The sequence below is a fragment of the Erythrobacter litoralis genome, from assembly GCF_029760855.1.
GTDB lineage: Bacteria > Pseudomonadota > Alphaproteobacteria > Sphingomonadales > Sphingomonadaceae > Qipengyuania > Qipengyuania litoralis_A.
The window spans coordinates 82,888-102,570 of the sequence record NZ_SOSI01000006.1; the positions used below are offsets into that span (position 1 = coordinate 82,888).

Below are 19,683 nucleotides of genomic sequence, written 5' to 3' on the forward strand. Positions count from 1 at the left end.
TTCCTTCCTTGTAAGCACTTGTGCTGCCGTATACAGGTATCTCAATTAAATCTACGTGGAGAGTGATTGCCGTGACGTCAGACGAGAAGCTGCGCCGCCTGGAAGAACTGAAGGAGCGTTACGCTGCGGAGCGCGATAAGCGTCTGCGCGACGACGGCAACAACCAGTATCTTGGGTTCGAGGAGCTGGAGAGGCAATTCGATCACGATCCTTTTGCAGATCCCGATTTCACGCGCGATGCGCTCGAAGAGGAATGCGAGGTCGCCATCATTGGTGCGGGCATGGGCGGCCTGATGACGGGTGCGCGGCTCATGGAGCGCGGGATTAAGGACATAAGGATCATCGACAAGGCAGCCGATTTCGGCGGCACTTGGTATTGGAACCGCTATCCGGGTGCAGCTTGTGACGTGGAATCCTATTGCTACATGCCGTTTCTCGAGGAAACCGGCTATATGCCGACCGAGAAATACGCAAAGGCTCCGGAAATCTTCGCCCATTGCCAGCGCATCGGCCGTCACTTCAATCTCTACGACCGCTCGCTCTTCCAGACGTTGGTCAGCGAACTGCGCTGGCTAGATGACGAAAACCGCTGGTTGGTAACCACCAACCGCGGCGACAAGATCAAGGCACGTTTCGTCACTATCGCCGGTGGGATCATGCACAAGGCCAAGCTTCCCGGAATCCCCGGTGTCGAGACCTTCGGCGGCCACAGCTTCCACACCACACGTTGGGACTACGGGTTTACCGGCGGAAGTCCCACCGAAAGGATGGAGAAGCTAAAGGACAAGAAGGTCGCCATTATCGGTACCGGCGCCACGGCAATCCAGGCAGTTCCGCGCCTCGCGCAGGATTGCGAACAACTCTATGTCGTGCAGCGTACGCCCTCTGCAGTTGGCCCGCGCGACAATGGACCGACCGACGAGGAATGGTTCAAATCACTTGAGCCTGGCTGGCAGCGCAAGCGCATGCAGAATTTCACGCGCATGGTTTCGAGTGAGGAAGTCGAGCAGGATCTGGTTCAGGATGGGTGGACCAACATCTTTAAGCACATCCCTAACGCCTACGCCGCCAGCAGCGAAGAACAACAGCTCGCGGATATGGAGCAGATGGACAAGGTCCGCGCACGTGTCGATGCGATCATCGAGGACGAGGAGACGGCCGAAGGTCTGAAGCCGTGGTACGCGATGATGTGCAAACGTCCCTGCTTCCACGACGAATATCTGCAAAGCTTCAATCAGGAAAATGTGACTTTGGTCGACACCAAGGGACACGGCGTCGATGCCATCGATGAGACCGGCCTCACCGTGGGCGGACAGCACTATGATGTCGATTGCATCATCTATTCGACCGGATTTGAGATCTCGACCTTCTACGTCCGCCGTTTGGGCTTCGAGATTTATGGCCGCAACGGCGTCAGCATGTCCGAAGACTGGGGTAAGCAGACCGGACCGCACACGCTGCACGGTATCCATTCGCACGGCTTCCCCAATATGTTCATGTTCAGCCTCGTTCAGGGTGGGCAGACCGTGAATTTCGTCCACCTGCTGACCGAGCTCGCGATCCATGTCGCCGAAATCGTCAAGCAGTGCGACGCGGAAGGCATCGAAGTAATCGAAGCCACCGAAGAAGGCGAAGCGCAGTGGTGGCAGAAGATTATGGAATTTCTGATGGTCTCTGCCGAGTTCCGCGCAAATTGCACACCAAGCTACATGAATGCCGAAGGTCGGCCCGATCCCTCGATGATCAAGATTGCCACCTATAATGGATCGATGACCAGCTACGGAAAGATCCTCGAAGACTGGCGCGCTGAGGGTGATATGCCGGGCCTCGCAAAATTCAAAGCGTCCGAAGACGCCTGAGAAATCCCGGGAGAGATAGATGACGATCGATTTCGACAAGGCCGCAGAAAGTCTGCGCAATTGGGGGCGTTGGGGCGATGATGACCAGCGCGGAACGCTGAACCATGTTTCTCCTGAAACGCTGAAACGCGCGGCATCGGAAGTCCAGACCGGCAAGATGTTCAGTCTGGGGCTGGAATTCAGCCAAGACGGGCCGCAAGTGCCCGAGGTTACAAAACGCGCGAACCCGCAGTTGCTCGCTTGCGACATTGATCAGGTTTTCAATCCGAATAATCCGCGCTCGCGCTTTAATGATGACGTACTGATCACACCGACCCAGGCGGCGACGCAATGGGACGCATTGAGCCACGTTCATTACGACGGTGAGCTCTACAATGGATGCAAGGCAGCGGAGTGCCTTACTGCGCGCGGAACGAAGCAGAACGGCGTCCACCATCTCGGGAACCCCGGGATCATGTCACGCGGCGTACTTCTCGACATTGCCAAGCTGAATGGCGTCGATGCGCTCCCGGCAGACCACAAGATTTCGCCTGACGAGCTCGACAAATGTTGCGAAACACAAGGTGTATCGATCGGCCAAGGCGATATCGTGATCATCCGCACCGGACACTTGCGGGTCTTCACCGTCCAGAAAGACAAGACCAAGGTTGCCGGCTTCCAGGCTGGACTTGGCGCCGAGTGTGCCGAGTGGCTTCACGACAAATCGGCAGCAGCAGTTGCGGCCGACAACATGGCGGTCGAATTCCTCGGTATGGAAAGCCTCGCCGGGGAAATCGTCCTGCCTTTCCATATGCTCGCTATCCGCGACATGGGGATGCCGCTGGGCGAGATGTTCGATCTTGAGGCCCTGTCTAGGGATTGTGCCGAAGACGGTCGGTACTCTTTCCTTTTCTCGGCCCCTCCCCTGAAGATTACGGGCGCCTTCGGGTCGCCAATCAACCCAGTCGTACTGAAGTAGGATCTTTGCGAACAGGCTCGGGCGGCAGGTTTCCGGACCTGCCGCCCATTTTCTGTGCCTGGCCGGATCTCGTAGACTAAAAAAAGCGCCCGGTCCTTCGACCGAGCGCCTGAAACGTATTTCGGTGTCAAACCGGAGAGAGAAGGTCAGAACTCGAGCGATAGCGACACGCCGTAGGTGCGGGGGCGCTCGAACGATGCATGGTAGCTTGCACCGTAGTTCACGGTGAAATACGCCGCATCGGTATCAAAGAGGTTGCGGACATAGCCGGCCAGCTCTGCGCGGGCACCACCGAGCGGTATGTCCGACAAGGCAATCCGACCGTTCACCAACCAGTAGTCGCCCGCGATTGTCGCCTGTTCAAGCGCAGCGATATAAGCGGCATCGGTCAGACCATTGCGAAGCGGCGCAGGTACGGATCCAGTATCGAATTGCCCGGGAATATTGCCCCCAGTCGCATAATAATCGCCGCGATAGTCGCCATCGAGGCGCGCATTGAGGAACATGCCGTTCCCGAATTCAGGGAAAGCGTACTGTGCTGAAAACGCGATATTTTCCTTCGGCGCACGGTGCAGTTCACCCGTGCTGAATTCAGGATCATTCAGACCCAGATTGGCCGTGAGTACCAGCCCATCGATCGGCTCGAAGAAGGTTTCGAGCTCGAGGCCCTGTATCGTGCTTGTTCCCGGAAGGTTAAAGACGAATAGACCAACCGGGCAGTTGCCAGCGGTAAAACCCGCTGCCAGCAGTACCGGACTGCAGTTAGCACCCGAAGAAGTGTTGGGGACCGTGCTTTGTCGATTTTCGATCCACGTTTTGTAGATGGAGCCGTTCACACGAACTCGCCCATTCGCGAATTCCGACTTGAAACCAAGTTCCACCTGGTCGCTCACTTCGGGAACGAAGGTGATGTTACTGTCGATGCCGCCCGAAGTGTAGCCCCGGGCATATTTTGCGAAAACGAGGATGTCCGGCGTAGGGTGCACGTTGAGAGCGGCGTCCCAAGTAAACCGGCTGTCATCATAGGTGCTCAAGCCCGAACCCAGCGGTGCTGCCCGTAGATCGTTGGTGCGGCGATCATCCCATGTATGACGCAGGCCAAGCGAGACATCGATCAATTGCGAAAACTCGTAGTCGAGATGACCGTAAAGGGCATAGGACGCGTTGTCGTAAATGCCATCATTCCCAAGCACGTAGTCGCCAGGCGTGCCCAAAGGCGGGACAGACACGCCTTGAGTTGGCGTATAGGTTGCCGGTGCCTGTTGCTGGTAAGCGAAAACGGAGTAGGTATTCGTAAATTCGGCGTGTTCGTCGAAATAATATGCACCGAGCGTATAACCGAGCGGTCCAGCTTCACCCGTAAATTGCAATTCTTGCGACCATGCATGCTGGTCCAGATTGTTTACCGAGCACGATACGCACAGTGGTCCGGCAGGAAGGATCGGTCCGGCCGGATTGAACGGATTCGTCAAAGGGAAGCCCGAAAAGAAGCCACCGGTCGGCCCGGAAAGCACGTCAGGGATGACCCACGCGCCGCCATCGAGATCGGTCGCGCCGTTGCTCTTGGTTGTGCGATAGGCAGTGATGCTGCGGAGCTGCGAATTATCACCTACATCGACCTTGATATCGAGCATGTGGCCATCATTGTCGACCGATTGCAGTGGCGCATGATCTTCATTCACCGCAGCCAGTCGATCGAAGCTCTGGACGACAGCGCCTGGTGCTTGGAATGGTGCAAGACCAGCCAGCAGTCCGGTCAGCGCATTCGACGGGTTGTACCCGATCAACTGCTGCGAACCCGGCGAAAGTTCCAGTTCCTGGCGGTCATACTTGTAATCGACCGTCACCCCTTCGATCCCGGTGTAACGCAGGCGCGCCAAGTAAGATTCTGAATTGCTTTGGTCGAAGCTTTCAGTCGGGGGAATTGCGCCGAAAGGCTCCGGATAAATATAGCCCGTGCCCTCATTGGTATTTATTACATCACCATCCTGCTCGTGATGGCGGAAAGCGAAACGCGCGATCAGGTTCTCGCCAAGCGGAAGATTGACTATGCCCTTCAGCTCCACCTCATCATAATTGCCATAGCTGGCACTGGCGGACGCGGTGAACTCATCAACGGGAGTGTTGGTAATGAAGTTGATTGCACCGATCGAGCTGTTCCGCCCGAAGAGCGTTCCTTGCGGGCCGCGGAGGACTTCCACGCGTGCAATGTCGACGAGCGGAGCGCCCGCTCCCTGGCTGCGAGCGATCGAGACGCCGTCGATGAAGAATCCGACACCCTGATCGGAGGCGGGCTGCGGACTTGCTACAGGAGTGACGCCTCGGATAGTTACGTAGCCACCGGCAGCTGTACCTGTGCGCGACGTCGTGAGGCCCACGACCGAACCTTTGAGATCCTGAAAGGCCTGGATGTTGTTTGCTTCCAGAGATTCGGAACCAAGCACACCGACAGAGATCGGAATGTCCTGAACGTCCTCGTCGACGCGGCGGGCCGTAACCACGATCACATTGCCGTCCGTGAGCTCAGGACTCGTAGCCGCACCCAAATTCTCGTCCGCTTCATCCGACACGCTTTGCGCCTGAGCTGAAACGGAGAAGCCGATCATGACGGACAGCGCGACCGCAGAATTCAAGAAAGCTTTGGTTGAAACACCTACTGATTGCCTCAGCACCATTGGATACCTCCCACATCCTCTAGGCCAAGCCTGACTGAGCCCGGCACTTCCAATTTCAGGCTATTCAGCTACCTGATTAAGCAAAGGTTATACCATACGATGCGTAGCGCAATAGATATAACTCAATTGCGCTTCGGTAGGTGGGAGTCGCCAACTTCAGATAGCTCGAACGGCCCGAAATTACAGGTGCAGACGCCATGCAGCCGAGGATCAGTAAAGTTCAGTCTGCTGCAGAACTTGGACATCGAACCCATTGATTTTATTTAGTTTCCCTTCGCGAACCTTATTGGCCCACTCAGGGTCCGCGATGGAGGCTCTACCGATGCTCACGAGATCGAAATCTCCACGTCCGAACATGTCGACCAATCGTCCAAGGTTTCCTATCGCTGTCTCTGCCCCTTCGACATATCCCGAGAACAGGTCGGTGCTGAGCGTGATCGAGCCAACCGTCGACGTCACCTTGCCCGTCAACTTCTTGGCCCATCCCGCCAGGTTCATGTCGCTATCTTCGAACTCCGGCTCCCAGAAACGCCGGGTCGAACAATCGAAGATGTCCACACCGGCATCGGCCAGCGGCGTAAGGAAGCGCTCAAGATCTTGCGGGGTCGGTGCGAGGCGAGCCCCGAAATCCTGCTGTTTCCATTGCGACAGACGAAACGAGATCGGAAAGTCAGGTGCAGTGGCGGCCCTGCAGGCTTCCACAATAGCGACTGCAACGCGCGAACGTTCGACGAGCGAATTGCCACCGAAAGCATCATTTCGCCTGTTCGTGACGTCCCAAAAGAACTGGTCGATCAGATACCCATGCGCGCCATGGATCTGGATTCCGTCACAGCCCAAGTCCATCGCGCTACGGGCAGCGGCTCCGAACGCCTCGATTGCGCGTTCGATCTCGTCTCCCCGCGCCTCCCGGCCGATCTTCTCGTCCCGGCGTAGATAGCCAGACGGACTGATCGCGTCCTGCGGATCGAAATCATCGGTAGGCAAAGGCATCAGGCCGACATGCCAGAGCTGCGGGAAGATGCAGCCGCCTTCGTCATGAACTCCCTGGACCACTTGGCGCCAGCCCTCAAGTGCCTCTTCACCATGAATGCGCGGTACATTTGGAGAGAAACCTGCTGCTGGATCAGGGACATATGTCCCTTCCGTCAGGATCAGGCCGGTCCCGCCAGCTGCACGACGCCGGTAATAGGCCGCCACCTTGTCATCGGGAACGCCGCCGGGCGACATATTGCGCGTCATCGGCGCCATTACGACACGGTTCGGGAGCGTGGCGGAGCCTACCCGTAAAGGTTCGAAAAGAGGCGAAACATCGAGTTCGCCGTCGGAAAGCTGCGCGTCAGTCTCGGAGGCCTTGCTGTCGAGGCCGGAGAGCATACTCTTTTTGTAGCTTTCCAGCCCTTCGTTTTTGTCGGAATCGCTCATGCCGTCGCCGCTCCTTCTGCCGTAGGAGAGTGCGAAGATTTCAGTTTCGGCCCAAGGTCTTCGATACGATAGCCCTCAGGATAGACCTGCGCCACGAGCTCGCTGAGCATGTCCGGTCTTCCGTCCGGCAAGGGATCCTTGCTTGCCAAAGCCTTCATCGCAAGATGAGAGATCGTGCGATCCAGCCTGTTCGGAACCTCCAGTCCGCACGCTTTCACAATGCGCGGATCAAGGGTCGAAAGGAGAATTTTGCGCATGATACCGCGCAAGGGCCTGGGTGCGAGTCCCGTGTACCAATCGAGCGTGATCTCAGCCATTTCCTTGTTCTGAGGCTCAAAGAATAGCTGCGTTTCGAAATAGTTATCGACGAATTCACGCATCTCGACTTCGGTCTTCGGAAGCGGCTTGCGCGAACCGAAGGCACGGGCCTGTCGGTCGTAGTAGAGGCGCTGGGCCTCCCTTTCCTTGGCGGACAGTTCGCGCCAGCCGTACTTGTCGAACAGGTCCAGCGTGAAGATCAGTGGGTCGCAGCCAACCAGCACGAAATCATCGGGATGGATATCATATTGGGCATGAAGGGCATTGACCTTCTGTGCAGCCTTGCGGCCCTCGGGTGTGCCGAACCCATGGGTGTGAAGCGTCGAAGAGAAGAGGATCGTATCAACCGCGCGCTTCGCCACCCTGTTGGTCAATTCACCGGTCGAATGGAGGATGCGCGACATTCGAGGCGCCGCAAATGTCGTCATAAAACCCGCGAACGGCACGGGGAAAATAATCGACAGAAAGTCTGCGGAAGTGAGCCCACCGATCTCGAGCCAGTCCTTCTGGAGATTGAGGGTTTCCATCCGCCGCTGACGCGCATGGCGATCCCCCTCTCCCAGCCATGTCTTCGGCTTGCCCAAGATTAAACTCCTGCATCTTCACGCTTGCAATTCAGGTATCTCTATTTATGGATTTCTCCGAGATCAACTGACAATCTGTCCGGCATGACAGACTTTGGGAGCAGGCCATGCAGACGCGTTTCACCGAACTGATGGGTATCGAGCATCCGATCATGATGGGAGGCATGATGTGGGTGGGTCGCGCAGACCTCGCGGCAGCCGTGTCCGAATCCGGTGCATTAGGCACTATCACGGCCCTCACCCAGCCAACGCCGGAAGATCTGCTTGCCGAAATCGAAAACGTCCGCGAGTTGACGGACAAGCCCTTCGCAGTAAACCTGACGATCCTTCCACGAATGAGCGGAGCGCCTTATTCCGAGTACCGTCGTGCGATCATCGAAGGAGGCGTAAAAATCGTCGAAACAGCAGGCAACAGGCCTCAGGAGCACATCAACGATCTGCGAGCGCACGGTATTAAGGTGGTGCACAAATGCACATCGGTGCGTCACGCCGTATCGGCCCAGAAAATGGGTGTCGATGCAATCTCTATCGACGGCTTCGAGTGCGCAGGTCACCCTGGTGAAGACGATATTCCCGGCCTGATCCTGATCCCTGCCTGCGTCGACAAGATCGACATTCCAGTCATCGCCAGCGGCGGTTTCGGCGATGGTCGCGGTCTTGTCGCGGCGCTTGCCCTCGGTGCCGACGGGATCAACATGGGGACGCGCTTCTGCGCTACGCAAGAGGCCCCCATTCACGACAACTGCAAACAGGCATTCATCGACAATGACGAGCGGTCGACCAACCTGATCTTCCGCAACCTGCACAATACGGCTCGGGTCGCGAAAACAGGCCTGTCAGATCGAGTAGTCGAAATACTCGCCCGCCCCGAGGCGAAATTTGATGATGTGGCCGAATTGGTGCGCGGCGTGAAAGGGCGCGAATTACTAGAATCAGGCAATATGGACGCAGGCCTTTTCTGGGGCGGTCAGATCCAGGGCTTGATCCATGACACGCCTAGGGCCGGCGAACTTGTTTCGCGCATCATGGACGAAGCCCACGGCATCATCCGAGAGCGTCTGAACGGCCTCGCTGCCTGATCCCAGCTTTCGATGGCCTCGGTCAGTAGACGGATGGGCCCGCCATAAGCCCTCGCACAAGACCCTGCGCTTCGCGGATCATCTGGGTATCGAGACCGACCTTCTCGGCCGTCTCGAGAGCCAACAGCAGGTCCTTCTCTCCGATCCCGCCCTGACTAGCGAACAATTCTTCGCGTTCGGGCGATGAGGGGGCTTGCAGCTTGCCTCCGATGATCGCCCCCATCGTGGGTGTCAGATTGCCATTGGCACGCATAACGGTGAGCAATTGATCGAGTTCGACACCGCTCTTGATGGCAAGTGTCGCTCCCTGGAGCGCGATCACGATCTGCACCCATGTCACCATATTGTTCGTGATCTTCGTCGCCATACCGGCACCAAGTCCACCCATGTGCGAGAACTCGGTCGCAAACGTTTGCACAACCGGTTCGGACCGCTCAATGTCCTCAGCCTCACCGCCAAGCATACAATAGACGAATGCGTCATCCGTCGTCTGTCGCGTACGCGAAACCGGAGCATCGATCGTTGCGATGTCTTTCTCTGCCAGTTTGCTGGCAATGTCCTTGAGCGCCTCGACAGCGATGGTGCTGTGGATCGCAACAAGAGCTCCTTGCGCGAGCGCGTCGGCCATCCCGTTTTCGCCGAAGAGCACGTCACGCACCTGTGCATCGTCGCGCACACAAATGCAGGCAACTTCGATCCCGGCGGCACAATCGGCTGGCGAACTCGCGATACGCGCCACGCCCTCGAATGCCTCGGTCGCTTTGGGGAACGGATCGTACACCGACAGATCATGCCCGCCCTTGGCGATCAACTTCGCCAGCGGAGCGCCCATGCTCCCCAAACCTATGAAAGCCACCTTGGTCACTCGTATTCTCCTGTCGCGTGTTCCCGTCAGCCCTTATCGGCTGTTGCTGGCGCCACAACCGTACCGCGTTTCATCTCTATCAGCATGTAAAGCGTGAGGCAGAACGACATGGCAGCAATTGCGAGCAATGTTGCTGAGATTCCCGCTACTGCATTTATGCCTTCGAGCGCGAATTGCGTGAGAAACGGACTGCCGTAATATACGCCTTTCATGAGCCCGACCACGCGTGCACGTGAATGGGCTGGCGCGATCGAGATGGCGTAAATGGAAAGGTTCGGTGTCATCAATCCAATCGCCGCACCCTCGATCGTGAGACCAACAGCAGCCGTTATCGGATCAGGGGCCAGCGCTACGATTAAAAGGCCGAAAGCCGATATTGCCCCGGAGACCGCAAAGACCTGGTTGACAGACAGCCATTTGCGCACCCAGCCATACGAAAATGCAGCTATGAACACGACCATCACGTTGGGAATGTAGTGATAAGCCAGTTGTTCAGCCGAGGTGATACCAAGTTCGCGAAACCGGAACGGCCAGTACAGGACCGTTCCTGTGGCCAGCGTACCGCCAATAGTAGCAAGAAGCGCCGTCTGCCCCAGTCGAGGAATAGCTCGGATCAGACCCATCAGGTTCGTCTGCTCAGGAACTTCGTCCTCAGCCGGATCTCTCTTCGGGATGCCCAGCACCGCCAGCAGGAGCACAGGGAGAGATACGGCATAGACGAGGAAGCCGTTGCGCCAGCCGGTATCGACGAGCGCTCCAGCCACGGGGTTAAGTAAAACCACAAACAACACGGCAATAGAGGCATTGAAACCGACCCACTTGCCTTGCGCCTTGTCGTCGAAGTTGTCCGCGATGATCGCGACATATGTGGCTGTCATCGCCCCTGATGCAAAACCGATGACAAGCCGCGCGGCAATCAGCTGCCAAAGCTCAGAAACCAGCATTGCGCTGAGCCCGAAGGTCGCAAAGAGGGCAACTGCAGCAACGAGTACGAACCTGCGACCAACCCGATCTGCGATATACCCACCGATCGGCGCGCCGAGCATCATGCCCAGACCTGCGGCGGTAGCTACCATGGTAATCAGCAAATTGCTCTCGCCACCGCCTCCGAAAGCCTCGGAGATCCCGGGAAGCATTACCGAGATGGTGCCGGTCGCTATGCCCGGCAACACACCGCCAAACAGGAGGACCGCCTTACCCGCCCAATTCAGCTGCCGCGTGGGGGCGCTCGTCACGATGCTGCTTCGCGCGGAGTTCCGGCGCCTTCAACGCCCTCTGCGGCGCATTTCGCGATCACCTTTTCGATCGCGAGATAACACGGCGAAGTCGCAGGAAAACCGGCGTAGGGAAGTGCCATCATCGCTACGTTTCGGAGGGTGTTGGCATCCATCTCACCGTTCCGCAGCGCACATTCCGCATGGATCGTCACCATGTTGTCATGCCCTGCCATGATCAACCCACCCAAGATGACCAAGCGCTTGTCGCGCATGGATAGGTTGTCATCGAAATTACCCCAATAATCGTGGAACATCTTCATCGTAAGGCCGGCGAAATTGGACGGCTGAATGTTTGGCGGCATGGGAACGACGCCACGGTAGCAGTCTTCGAAAACCTGCTGGCCATGCTCGATGATTTCTTCTTCGGTCACTTGTCTCTCCCTCAGCAGCTACCGCTGCATGTTCGCAGCAGACCTAATATGCCTGCACCTAAAGATATACCTCTTTTTGCGAGCTACCCGTCCAAGATTATCCGCTAGAAGACGCCTGCAGTAAGCATGCCTAGGATTAACCGGATCACACGCATCGCCTTCCGTTAACACAAAAGAGGTATCTTTTTTAATGACTGAGCCATCCGCTTGCGTTACCAAGCGTGATAGTAGGATGCGGTTCTGACGATCGGAGCCGAAGAGGGAGTACAGACTGTGAGGCATTCGACCACCGAGCCACGTTCGAGAATGGTACAGGTCGGATACGACGTTGTCTGGCTGCAGGTCGACGACAAACCAGTGAGTCCTGAACCCAGAAAGTTACAAGCTTGGCAAAATCCGGCTCTCCGTTTGATCCGTCGCCTGTTTGGGCACTAGTATCCAAAGGTGGTGAATGAGGTCAGGCAAGGCATGGACCTTCATGAAACTCCGACAATGAACGGTTGGAAGCAGCCAAATCGAATGAGATCGCTTCTGTTTGTTCCCGGCGATTCTGAGCGCAAGATCGCTAAAGCTACCTCAGTTGGTGCGGACGCTCTGATCCTAGATTTGGAAGACTCTGTAGCCTCGAACGCGAAGTCCGTGGCTAGAAAAACAGCTGCAGATCTACTGAGTCTTGAAGATCGACCAACTTCCATTTGGGTCCGCGTCAACTCTCTCGACACCAAGGATGCGATGCACGATCTCGTAGCGATTGTGCCTCACAAACCCGATGGTATAGTCCTCCCGAAGGCGACACCTCGGGAAGTAGAAGTTCTTGCAAACTATTTGACCGCTCTAGAAGCGGCTGCCGGACTCGATACGACCACCACCCCCATTCTAGCAGTTGGCGGAGAAACAGCTTCCTCGCTTTTCGATTTCGGCAACTTCGGCGGGCTGCAAAGACTGTTAGCTATTACATGGGGCGCCGAGGACTTCGCGAATTCGTTGTCGAGCTCCAAAAATCGCGATTGCCATGGGGAATTTTTGGACCCTTTCAAATTGGCAAGGTCGCTTTGCCTGGCGGGGAGCCGAGCTGCGGGCGTTGCCGCAATCGAAACAGTAGATCCGAACTTCCGCGACTTGACGCAATTTGAAAGTTCCGCTCGCGCAGCCGGAAATCTGGGGTTCGACGGGATGCTGGCGATACATCCTGATCAGGTCCCGGTTATCAATCGGGTATTCGACAAGTCTAAGGTCGATGTCGGATGGGCGACAAAGGTCGTCGACTTATTCAATGCAAATCCGAACGCAGGTGCTCTATCGCTAGACGGAAAGATGATCGACATCGTTCATTTGAAAGCAGCCAGAAAAATACTGGATAGCCAAGAAGGCTGATGTCATTTTGCCCCCGACCTGAGACTTGAGAGTCCAATGCTTAACGGTTTCGATAAGCGGGTCGTTCGCAAGATCAATCATCGATGAACCCAAATGGCCGAAACCCTCGTGCCGTCACACGTCCGTTGGGCGACCGCGTCTCGCCCAAGCCAATTTGCATCAAGCATGTGCCCCTAATTTCGAAGGCAAGTTCTTCACGCCGCGTACGTTGCTCATGACCGCCCTCTCCGCTCGGGAGGGGTCGCAAGAGAATTTCGGGAAACGCCGCGTCAGCTCTTCGAACACGATCGTCAGTTCACGCTGGGCCAAATGAATTCCGAGACATTTATGCACGCCGAACCCGAAATAGACCGATCTTGGGTCGGTAAGTCGCGTGACATCGAACGACTCGGGAGCATCGAACGCGTCGGGATCCCTGACAGCGCTGCCTGTCAGCAGCATGACGCGCTCGCCTTTGGGGATCGTCACGCCGTGCATCTCTACCTTGCGCGTAGTGGTCCGCCCCTGGAGGTGCGAAGGCGGATCGTAGCGCAAGATCTCGTGTATCGCTCGGTCCATTAGTGATGGTTCCGCAACAAGCGCTTTCCATTGACCCGGGAAATGATGAAACGCCATCAATCCGTTGGGAATGGCCTTTGCCAGCGTCTCATGGCCTGCAAAGCCCAGCTCCATGAAGCGAACGCCGATCACTTCGTCGCTCATGGTGACGATATTGCCATCCTCGGCTACCTGCTCGTCGGCAATCAGCATCGAGATAACATCATCCGTCGGATTGGCCCGTCTTTCTGCGGCAAGGCCGATGTAGAGACCGGTAAGTTCCATGCTGGCCATCATCGCATCTTCGGGACTCGTGCCCTCGCCGCGCGCAACTACGCGGTTGCACAGGTGGTGGATTCTCTCACGATGTTCCACCGGAATACCCAGCAGCTCACTAATGACGTCCAAGGGCAAACGAACCGAAAACTGGCTGACCAGATCGCATTCGCCGCTCGCGCCGTGTTCTTCATATAACGCCTCGAGCAATTCCACCGCGCGCTTGCGAATGAAGGTATCGAGCGCCTCCATCCTAGCCCGGCTGAACATCTTGACGACGAAGCCTTTGGCAATGCCATGCTCCGGTTGGTCCTTCAATATAAGCAGGGGCCGGCCGGCTTCGAGGCCTTCGATCGTCACCCCGCCTGAACTGCAGAAGGTCCTGGCATCGCGGTGGGCGGCGACCACGTCCTCGTAGCGCGAGAGCGCCCAGAAGTTCATCTCAGTGTTATGGAAGACCGGCGCTTCCTCGCGGAGACGCGCGTAGACCGAATATGGGTCCTCAGCATATTCCCTGCTGTACGGATCGAACATGTCCGGCTCCTCGGTCTATGTTATTGGCTTGTGTAGCGCACCCAAAGAGGTCACTCAATTGGCAAATGGCAGCCTATGATGGATTGAGACGCTGTCGGTGGAGACTGATTGATGTATCCTAATACAAAGCTCTTGATTGACGGCGAACTTCGTGATGCCGAAAACTGTGCCACTTATCCGGATATCTCGCCCTGGAACGGCAGCGAGATTGGCCACGCTGCAGATGGCGGCATGGAAGATCTGCAAGAGGGGATCGCTGCAGCACGTCGGGCTTTTGACGACACCGACTGGCCCACCGACCACACAAAACGCATCGCCTCCTTGCGACAATACGCAGATGTGCTGAAAGCCAATCGCCAGCGTTTCGCCGACCTCGCGCGCGACGAGGTTGGCGCTCCTGGTGCCACCGTTTTTTCGGCGGCTTGCGATGCGCCTCTCGGCATGATCGACGGTTGGCTAGATTTCGCCGAAGGATACGAGTGGGAACAGGATATAGGCACTGCCGAGATGTTCGGGTTCAAGAGTCGCCGCAAGGTGTGGAAGGAGGCCGTTGGCGTGGTTGCTGCAATCACGCCCTGGAACGTTCCTAACCAGATCAATATAGCAAAAGTGCTGCCTGCACTCGCTGCTGGCTGCACCGTTGTCCTCAAGCCTGCACCTGAAACACCGATGTGCGGCGCCCTTCTGGGAGAGCTGGCCGTTGAAGCCGGTCTGCCCGCGGGCGTTCTCAATGTCGTGACCAGCGCCGATGCCGCGACAATCGGGGCAGCCCTCGTTGCCGACCCGAGGATCGATGCCATCTCTTTCACCGGGTCCACCGCCACGGGCAAGACGATCATGGCATCGGCTTCGCAACGCGTCGCAAAGGTTTTTCTCGAGCTCGGCGGAAAATCAGCCAGCATCATACTCGATGATGTCGAGGATTTCGCGAAGACCGTCGCAGGCGGAGCCATGGTCTGCTTCCATGCCGGCCAGGGATGCGCAACCATCACACGGCTTCTCGTTCCGCGCACGCGCCATGATGAGGCCGTCGCTATCCTTAAGCAAGCATTTGAAAGCATCGAGTACGGCGATCCCAGCTCACCGATGCAGATTATGGGCTCGCTGATCTCCGAACAACAGCAGCAACGCGTTCTGGAATACATCGCGATCGGCAAGCAGGAAGGCGCCACGCTCGTGACCGGCGGCGGCATTCCTGCGGACAAGGCCGAGGGATTCTTCGTCGAACCCACGCTTTTCGCGAATGTCACGAACGATATGCGCATCGCCCGCGAGGAAATTTTCGGGCCGGTCCTGGTCGTCATCCCCTACGATGACGATGTGGACGCTGTGCGTATCGCCAACGATAGCGATTACGGCCTTTCGGGTGCTGTCCACTCTTCGAACATGGAACGCGCCCTCGCCATTGCGCGACGCATCCGAACCGGCACGTTCAGCATCAATGGGGGTATGTGGTACGCTGGCGACGCGCCCTTCGGCGGCTACAAGCAGAGTGGCATCGGGCGCGAGTCCGGAGCGGAAGGCTTCGAAGAATATCTCGAGACCAAATGTGTTGCCATGCCCGAACCAAGTCCGGCCTGAACGCCATGGCAGAGGGCTATGACTATATAGTGATTGGCGCAGGGTCGGCGGGCTGCGTCGTGGCTTCTCGCCTGTCGGAAAATCCTGCTGTTCGGGTCCTTCTCCTCGAAGCAGGGACCGACAATCGGAAACGTGTGATCGACTTTCCACTCGGCGCGGCATATCTTGTAGGCAAACCGAATGTCCACAACTGGGCCTTCATGAGCGAGCCCGAACCGCACCTCAACAATCGCCGCATCTATTGCCCGCGTGGGCGTGGTCTTGGAGGCAGTTCGGCGATCAACGGCATGGTCTACATTCGTGGCAATAGCCGGGACTATGATCAGTGGGCGCAGATGGGGCTGAAAGGCTGGAGCTACGACGACCTGCTGCCGCTGTTCCGAAAATCGGAAGATCACGTCGATGGACCAAGCGAATTTCACGGATCGGGTGGGCCATTGCCGATCACGAACGCAAAACAGGGCAATCCACTGCACCAGGCGGTGGTCGATGCGGCAATGCAAGCCGGATACCCCTTCAATCCTGACTTCAATGGTGAAACGCAGGAAGGCATCGGCTGGTATGATTTCAATCTCCAGCGCGGCAAGCGGCAAAGTGCAGCCAAGGCATTTCTCGACCCTGCGCGACGCCGCCCGAACCTGGAAATACGGACCGGCGCGCATATTACCCGTATCCTGATCGACAAAGGACGCGCGACGGGGGTCGAATATGCGACGGAGAGCGGCTCCGCTCCGGTGACAGTCAGTGCCGACAGCGAAGTCATCCTGTCTGCCGGTGCCGTCCAATCGCCGCATATCCTGCAGTTGTCAGGTATCGGAGATGCCGAGCGGTTGAAGGAAGCGGGTATCGCCGCAACGCACGACTTGCCCGGGGTAGGCGCAAATTTCCACGATCACCTGGATCTGAGCGTCGGCAACATCTGCACCGAACCCTTCGCGATCTCTTCGCAGGTCAAGGGTTGGCGCGCGGCGAAGGCAGGCATCCAGTACGCCCTGTTCAAAACTGGCGTGCTGTCACAATCATTCTCGCCCATCGGGGGCTTTTTCCGTTCCCGGCCGGAGCTCGATCGGCCGGACCATCAATTGGTCTTCGTCCCTTCGATAATTGTCCGCGGGGAGCCTATCAAGGAGGACGGGTACACCTTCCATATGTGTATCCTGCACCCTGAGAGCCGAGGAAGGGTCGATGCAAAGAGCGCCGATCCATTCGAAGCACCGCGCATCTTCTACAACCATATGGCGACTGAAGCAGACAAGATGGGAATGCGCAACTGCGTTAAACTCTCGCGGGAGATTATCTCGCAAGATCCATTGCAAGCGATCAGCGGCGCGGAGATTCTGCCGGGGCGTGATGTCAGGAGCGACAGCGAGATCGATGCTTGGGTTCGCGAACATGCGGAGACACCCTATCACCCTGTCGGCAGCTGCCGGATGGGCATTGACGGAGATAGGCTGGCGGTTGTCGATGAGGAACTACGAGTTCATGGAGTCGCAGGTTTGCGGGTGGCCGACGCCTCGATCATGCCGAATATCGTAAGCGGCAACACAAATGCCCCCGCTATGATGATCGGCGAAAAGGCTGCCGCCATGATCCAGACGTCTAGTCATTAGAGGTTGTCATTATGGGCGTTTTATTTTCTTATTTGGTTTCAGGACGTAAACAGCAAAGATAGTTCGAATAATCTCCGAATGCCTACGGTCCGAGCGGATCGTTTGGAATATTCACCCCAAGACGCACCGCCAGTTTTTGGCAGAAGGAATCATCGGGACTGTGCTGGATGCTCTGCTCGGCGAAGATAGCATTACCCATCTGTTCCATAAGTAGTGCTTTGTCCAGAGCCTGTGCTACAACTGGCATATTAAATTAATGGAAACGAGCAAACGCAGGCTTACTGGCGATGCGGCTCATCTGCAAGACAGGCGCTGTTCTCCCGGCCCTACAGCCCTGGCGTGAGCGTCACCGATCGGGCCGCACATTCAACATATAAGAGGTGAAAGATCTGGGCTGGTGGGGGCTGAATCTCATAGCTGTGACAGCCGTATATTGAGAAACTCTCGTCATGTTGCGCTCAATATGAACGGAGCAGACGGAGGACCGAGTGAAAAGCGGCATTTCGTATAATCACGTTAATACGAAAATGGTGCTAAGCCGATGCAAACATTTTCTCATTTATCAGATAATATTGAGATATGTTAATCTCAGAAGATGAACAAATATTTGTAGCTCTGACAAAATACAATCCTACCATCTCGCAAAATTCTCTATTTAGCGATATTCCCGATCCATTCGTCGATCTCCGCTTCCAGCCAAACAGTACACCGGGGTCCAAGGGATCGAGATTTGGGAAAGCGACCTCGCTTCATCCGATCGTAGATCGCTGTGCGGCGAAGCCCCACTTTGGACATCACCTCGGGCAACCTCAATAAGCGGCATCCGGTCCGGGCGGGCTTGATTTGATCTACGCTGCTAGTTTCGTAGCCGGGATTGTCATGTGAAGACATGTTCATCCCTGCGATCCAGATCTTCGATGTGATCCGACAGGAGCCGCGCAACACGGCGGGCGGCACCCTTAGCCCAGCGTGGCCGTATATCCTGGATCTGATTCTCAAGCAGGTCTCCCAGCGACGCTGGGAGTTCGGCAAGGAAGGTCTCGATGAATTCCTCCACCGGTTCTCCCAACCACTGGCGCGCCCGCTCGTGTTCCCCCACCAGGCAAAGCGCGAGACAGGTGCGGGTCGCCGAACCGGATGCATCAAGGATCGCAGTGGCCTCGCGCAGCGTTGGCGAGCGCTCACCGGAAAGGATGCGCCGTAAGGCGTCCTTATGGATTGCGCTCCGGGTACCGATCTCCTTGCGGGTACGACCGCTCTGACGGACCGCCAATGCAAGGAGCGCGCAAACAGGATCTGGCGATAGGGCAGTGGCAGCGAGTCCCTCATGCGTGACTTGCCGCTCTAAGCTTTGTGATCTGTGAGTCGAATCGTCCATTGAGCGACGTTAGAGTGAACGGCCTCCTGTAGGAAAACGAAAAGAACATACGAGGAACATATAGGAAGCCCTCCGCACCCTCCGCTCGCGTGATTCGCGCAGATTGCGGCAAGCCGCACGCGAAATCCGGCAACACTGGCGCGAATTCCGGCAAGCCAGCGCCAGAATCCCGCCCATCGCGCTCGAAATCCACCCCAACGCATCAAATTCGACGATTTTTCTTGGTCGCCGCGCGGCTCCCACAACTTTCCGTTTTCCTACACCCCGCCGATCAATCGAGGAAAGAACATACAGCGAACGCCTCGCTGACCAATGTTCGAAACGGAGTTTCTCGATGACCAAGTCCCTCGCCTTTCCCGCAGCCGCCAAGCGCGGCATTCGCGCCCGCGACTATCTGCTTCCTGCTGCCATCGCACTCGCCTGTGCCGGCGCTGCCTATGCCGGTGCCGACACCACCTTCGACCCGGCGCTGCAGAAGTTCACTGACTTTCTCGAAGGCTCGGGAGGCAAGATCATCACCGTCCTGAGCCTTGCCGGCGGCCTCATCGCGCTGGCCTCGGGTCGTTTCGCGCTTGGCCAGGTCGCGGTGCCGGTAGGCGTCGGGATCGGTGTTGGCACAGGTGTGCCGATCGTCACTTCGGTCGTGACCGCGGTCATCTGATCCGCGGTAACGAAGGGAGGGCGGCATGGCCGACAGGTACCTCGTTCCACGGCGGCTCGACGATCCGGAGCTTATCGGCTTCTGGACGATCGACGAGTTTGCGGGACTTCTGGTCCCCTTCGCCTGGGGCATCCTAGCGCAGCACATCATCATCGGCACAGCCCTTTCCGGGTTCGCCTGGTTCGCTCTTCGGAAGGCGAAATCATCGGGCGCAGGGTCGAAACTGGTTCATGCTGCCTACTGGTACCTGCCCGGGAGCTTCCTGGGACTGAAAGCCACGCCGCCCTCCCACTGCCGCCTGCTTGCCGGCTGAGGGAGGGC

At 57.1% G+C, this 19,683-nt stretch carries 18 protein-coding genes; 9 read left to right on the plus strand and 9 right to left on the minus strand.

Annotation, left to right across the window (positions count from 1 at the left end; genetic code table 11):
• Positions 1 to 71: 71 nt before the first annotated feature.
• Both E3U23_RS11955 and E3U23_RS11960 read left to right on the plus strand, forming a co-directional pair.
• Positions 72 to 1,859 (plus strand): flavin-containing monooxygenase, encoded by a 1,788-nt coding sequence (locus E3U23_RS11955; RefSeq protein ID WP_279351505.1) that lies wholly within the window; start codon positions 72 to 74, stop codon positions 1,857 to 1,859.
• Between the two features lie 19 nt (positions 1,860 to 1,878).
• Positions 1,879 to 2,817 carry a cyclase family protein gene (locus E3U23_RS11960; protein WP_279351507.1) on the plus strand — a complete coding sequence of 313 codons (939 nt, stop codon included), beginning with the start codon at positions 1,879 to 1,881 and terminating at the stop codon, positions 2,815 to 2,817.
• 146 nt (positions 2,818 to 2,963) lie between these two features.
• On the opposite strand, the gene E3U23_RS11965 is transcribed toward E3U23_RS11960, so the two are convergent.
• The 3 genes from E3U23_RS11965 to E3U23_RS11975 all read right to left on the minus strand — a co-directional run bounded on the left by E3U23_RS11965 (position 2,964) and on the right by E3U23_RS11975 (position 7,819).
• Complete coding sequence (locus E3U23_RS11965; RefSeq protein ID WP_279351508.1) at positions 2,964 to 5,450, minus strand: TonB-dependent receptor; 2,487 nt, start codon at positions 5,448 to 5,450, stop codon at positions 2,964 to 2,966.
• A 252-nt stretch (positions 5,451 to 5,702) separates the two neighbouring features.
• On the minus strand, positions 5,703 to 6,917 hold the full coding sequence (locus tag E3U23_RS11970; RefSeq protein WP_279351509.1) for an NADH:flavin oxidoreductase: 1,215 nt from the start codon (positions 6,915 to 6,917) through the stop codon (positions 5,703 to 5,705).
• A complete protein-coding gene (locus E3U23_RS11975; RefSeq protein WP_279351510.1) occupies positions 6,914 to 7,819 on the minus strand; it encodes an oxygenase MpaB family protein in 906 nt (301 codons plus the stop codon). The genes E3U23_RS11970 and E3U23_RS11975 overlap by 4 nt, the downstream gene beginning before the upstream one ends.
• Before the next feature lie 107 nt (positions 7,820 to 7,926).
• On the opposite strand from E3U23_RS11975, the gene E3U23_RS11980 reads away from it, so the two are divergent.
• Complete coding sequence (locus E3U23_RS11980) at positions 7,927 to 8,898, plus strand: NAD(P)H-dependent flavin oxidoreductase (RefSeq protein WP_279351511.1); 972 nt, start codon at positions 7,927 to 7,929, stop codon at positions 8,896 to 8,898.
• Between the two features lie 22 nt (positions 8,899 to 8,920).
• On the opposite strand, the gene E3U23_RS11985 is transcribed toward E3U23_RS11980, so the two are convergent.
• From E3U23_RS11985 to E3U23_RS11995, 3 genes are read right to left on the minus strand one after another with little or no spacing between them, the layout of a single operon-like run.
• Positions 8,921 to 9,763, minus strand: a complete 843-nt coding sequence (locus E3U23_RS11985; RefSeq protein WP_279351512.1) for an NAD(P)-dependent oxidoreductase — start codon at positions 9,761 to 9,763, stop codon at positions 8,921 to 8,923.
• A 26-nt stretch (positions 9,764 to 9,789) separates the two neighbouring features.
• Complete coding sequence (locus E3U23_RS11990; RefSeq protein WP_279351513.1) at positions 9,790 to 10,998, minus strand: MFS transporter; 1,209 nt, start codon at positions 10,996 to 10,998, stop codon at positions 9,790 to 9,792.
• Entirely contained in the window at positions 10,995 to 11,411 is a 417-nt protein-coding gene (locus E3U23_RS11995) for a carboxymuconolactone decarboxylase family protein (RefSeq protein ID WP_279351514.1), read from the minus strand. The genes E3U23_RS11990 and E3U23_RS11995 overlap by 4 nt, the downstream gene beginning before the upstream one ends.
• Before the next feature lie 468 nt (positions 11,412 to 11,879).
• Here E3U23_RS11995 and E3U23_RS12000 point away from each other — a divergent pair, with 468 nt between their 5' ends.
• Positions 11,880 to 12,785, plus strand: a complete 906-nt coding sequence (locus tag E3U23_RS12000; protein ID WP_279351515.1) for an HpcH/HpaI aldolase/citrate lyase family protein — start codon at positions 11,880 to 11,882, stop codon at positions 12,783 to 12,785.
• Positions 12,786 to 12,944: 159 nt separating this feature from the next.
• Here the strand turns inward: E3U23_RS12000 and E3U23_RS12005 are convergent, their stop codons facing one another.
• Positions 12,945 to 14,132: a cytochrome P450 gene (locus tag E3U23_RS12005; RefSeq protein ID WP_279351516.1), complete on the minus strand. Its 1,188-nt coding sequence runs from the start codon at positions 14,130 to 14,132 to the stop codon at positions 12,945 to 12,947.
• Positions 14,133 to 14,243: 111 nt separating this feature from the next.
• On the opposite strand from E3U23_RS12005, the gene E3U23_RS12010 reads away from it, so the two are divergent.
• Together E3U23_RS12010 and E3U23_RS12015 are read left to right on the plus strand one after the other, a co-directional pair.
• Positions 14,244 to 15,713: an aldehyde dehydrogenase family protein gene (locus E3U23_RS12010; RefSeq protein ID WP_279351517.1), complete on the plus strand. Its 1,470-nt coding sequence runs from the start codon at positions 14,244 to 14,246 to the stop codon at positions 15,711 to 15,713.
• Between the two features lie 5 nt (positions 15,714 to 15,718).
• A complete protein-coding gene (locus E3U23_RS12015; RefSeq protein WP_279351518.1) occupies positions 15,719 to 17,323 on the plus strand; it encodes a GMC family oxidoreductase in 1,605 nt (534 codons plus the stop codon).
• Positions 17,324 to 17,405: 82 nt separating this feature from the next.
• Here E3U23_RS12015 and E3U23_RS12020 read toward each other — a convergent pair whose 3' ends face one another.
• A complete protein-coding gene (locus tag E3U23_RS12020) occupies positions 17,406 to 17,531 on the minus strand; it encodes a hypothetical protein (protein ID WP_279351519.1) in 126 nt (41 codons plus the stop codon).
• A 443-nt stretch (positions 17,532 to 17,974) separates the two neighbouring features.
• Complete coding sequence (locus E3U23_RS12025) at positions 17,975 to 18,220, minus strand: AlpA family transcriptional regulator (protein ID WP_431732685.1); 246 nt, start codon at positions 18,218 to 18,220, stop codon at positions 17,975 to 17,977.
• Here E3U23_RS12025 and E3U23_RS12030 point away from each other — a divergent pair.
• The 3 genes from E3U23_RS12030 (at position 18,213) to traL (ending at position 19,675) form a co-directional block, all read left to right on the plus strand.
• A complete protein-coding gene (locus tag E3U23_RS12030) occupies positions 18,213 to 18,527 on the plus strand; it encodes a hypothetical protein (protein ID WP_279351520.1) in 315 nt (104 codons plus the stop codon). The genes E3U23_RS12025 and E3U23_RS12030 overlap by 8 nt on opposite strands.
• Before the next feature lie 508 nt (positions 18,528 to 19,035).
• Entirely contained in the window at positions 19,036 to 19,362 is a 327-nt protein-coding gene (locus E3U23_RS12035; protein WP_279351521.1) for a hypothetical protein, read from the plus strand.
• Positions 19,363 to 19,387: 25 nt separating this feature from the next.
• Positions 19,388 to 19,675 carry a type IV conjugative transfer system protein TraL gene (gene traL / locus E3U23_RS12040; RefSeq protein WP_279351522.1) on the plus strand — a complete coding sequence of 96 codons (288 nt, stop codon included), beginning with the start codon at positions 19,388 to 19,390 and terminating at the stop codon, positions 19,673 to 19,675.
• The last annotated feature ends 8 nt before the right edge of the window (positions 19,676 to 19,683 follow it).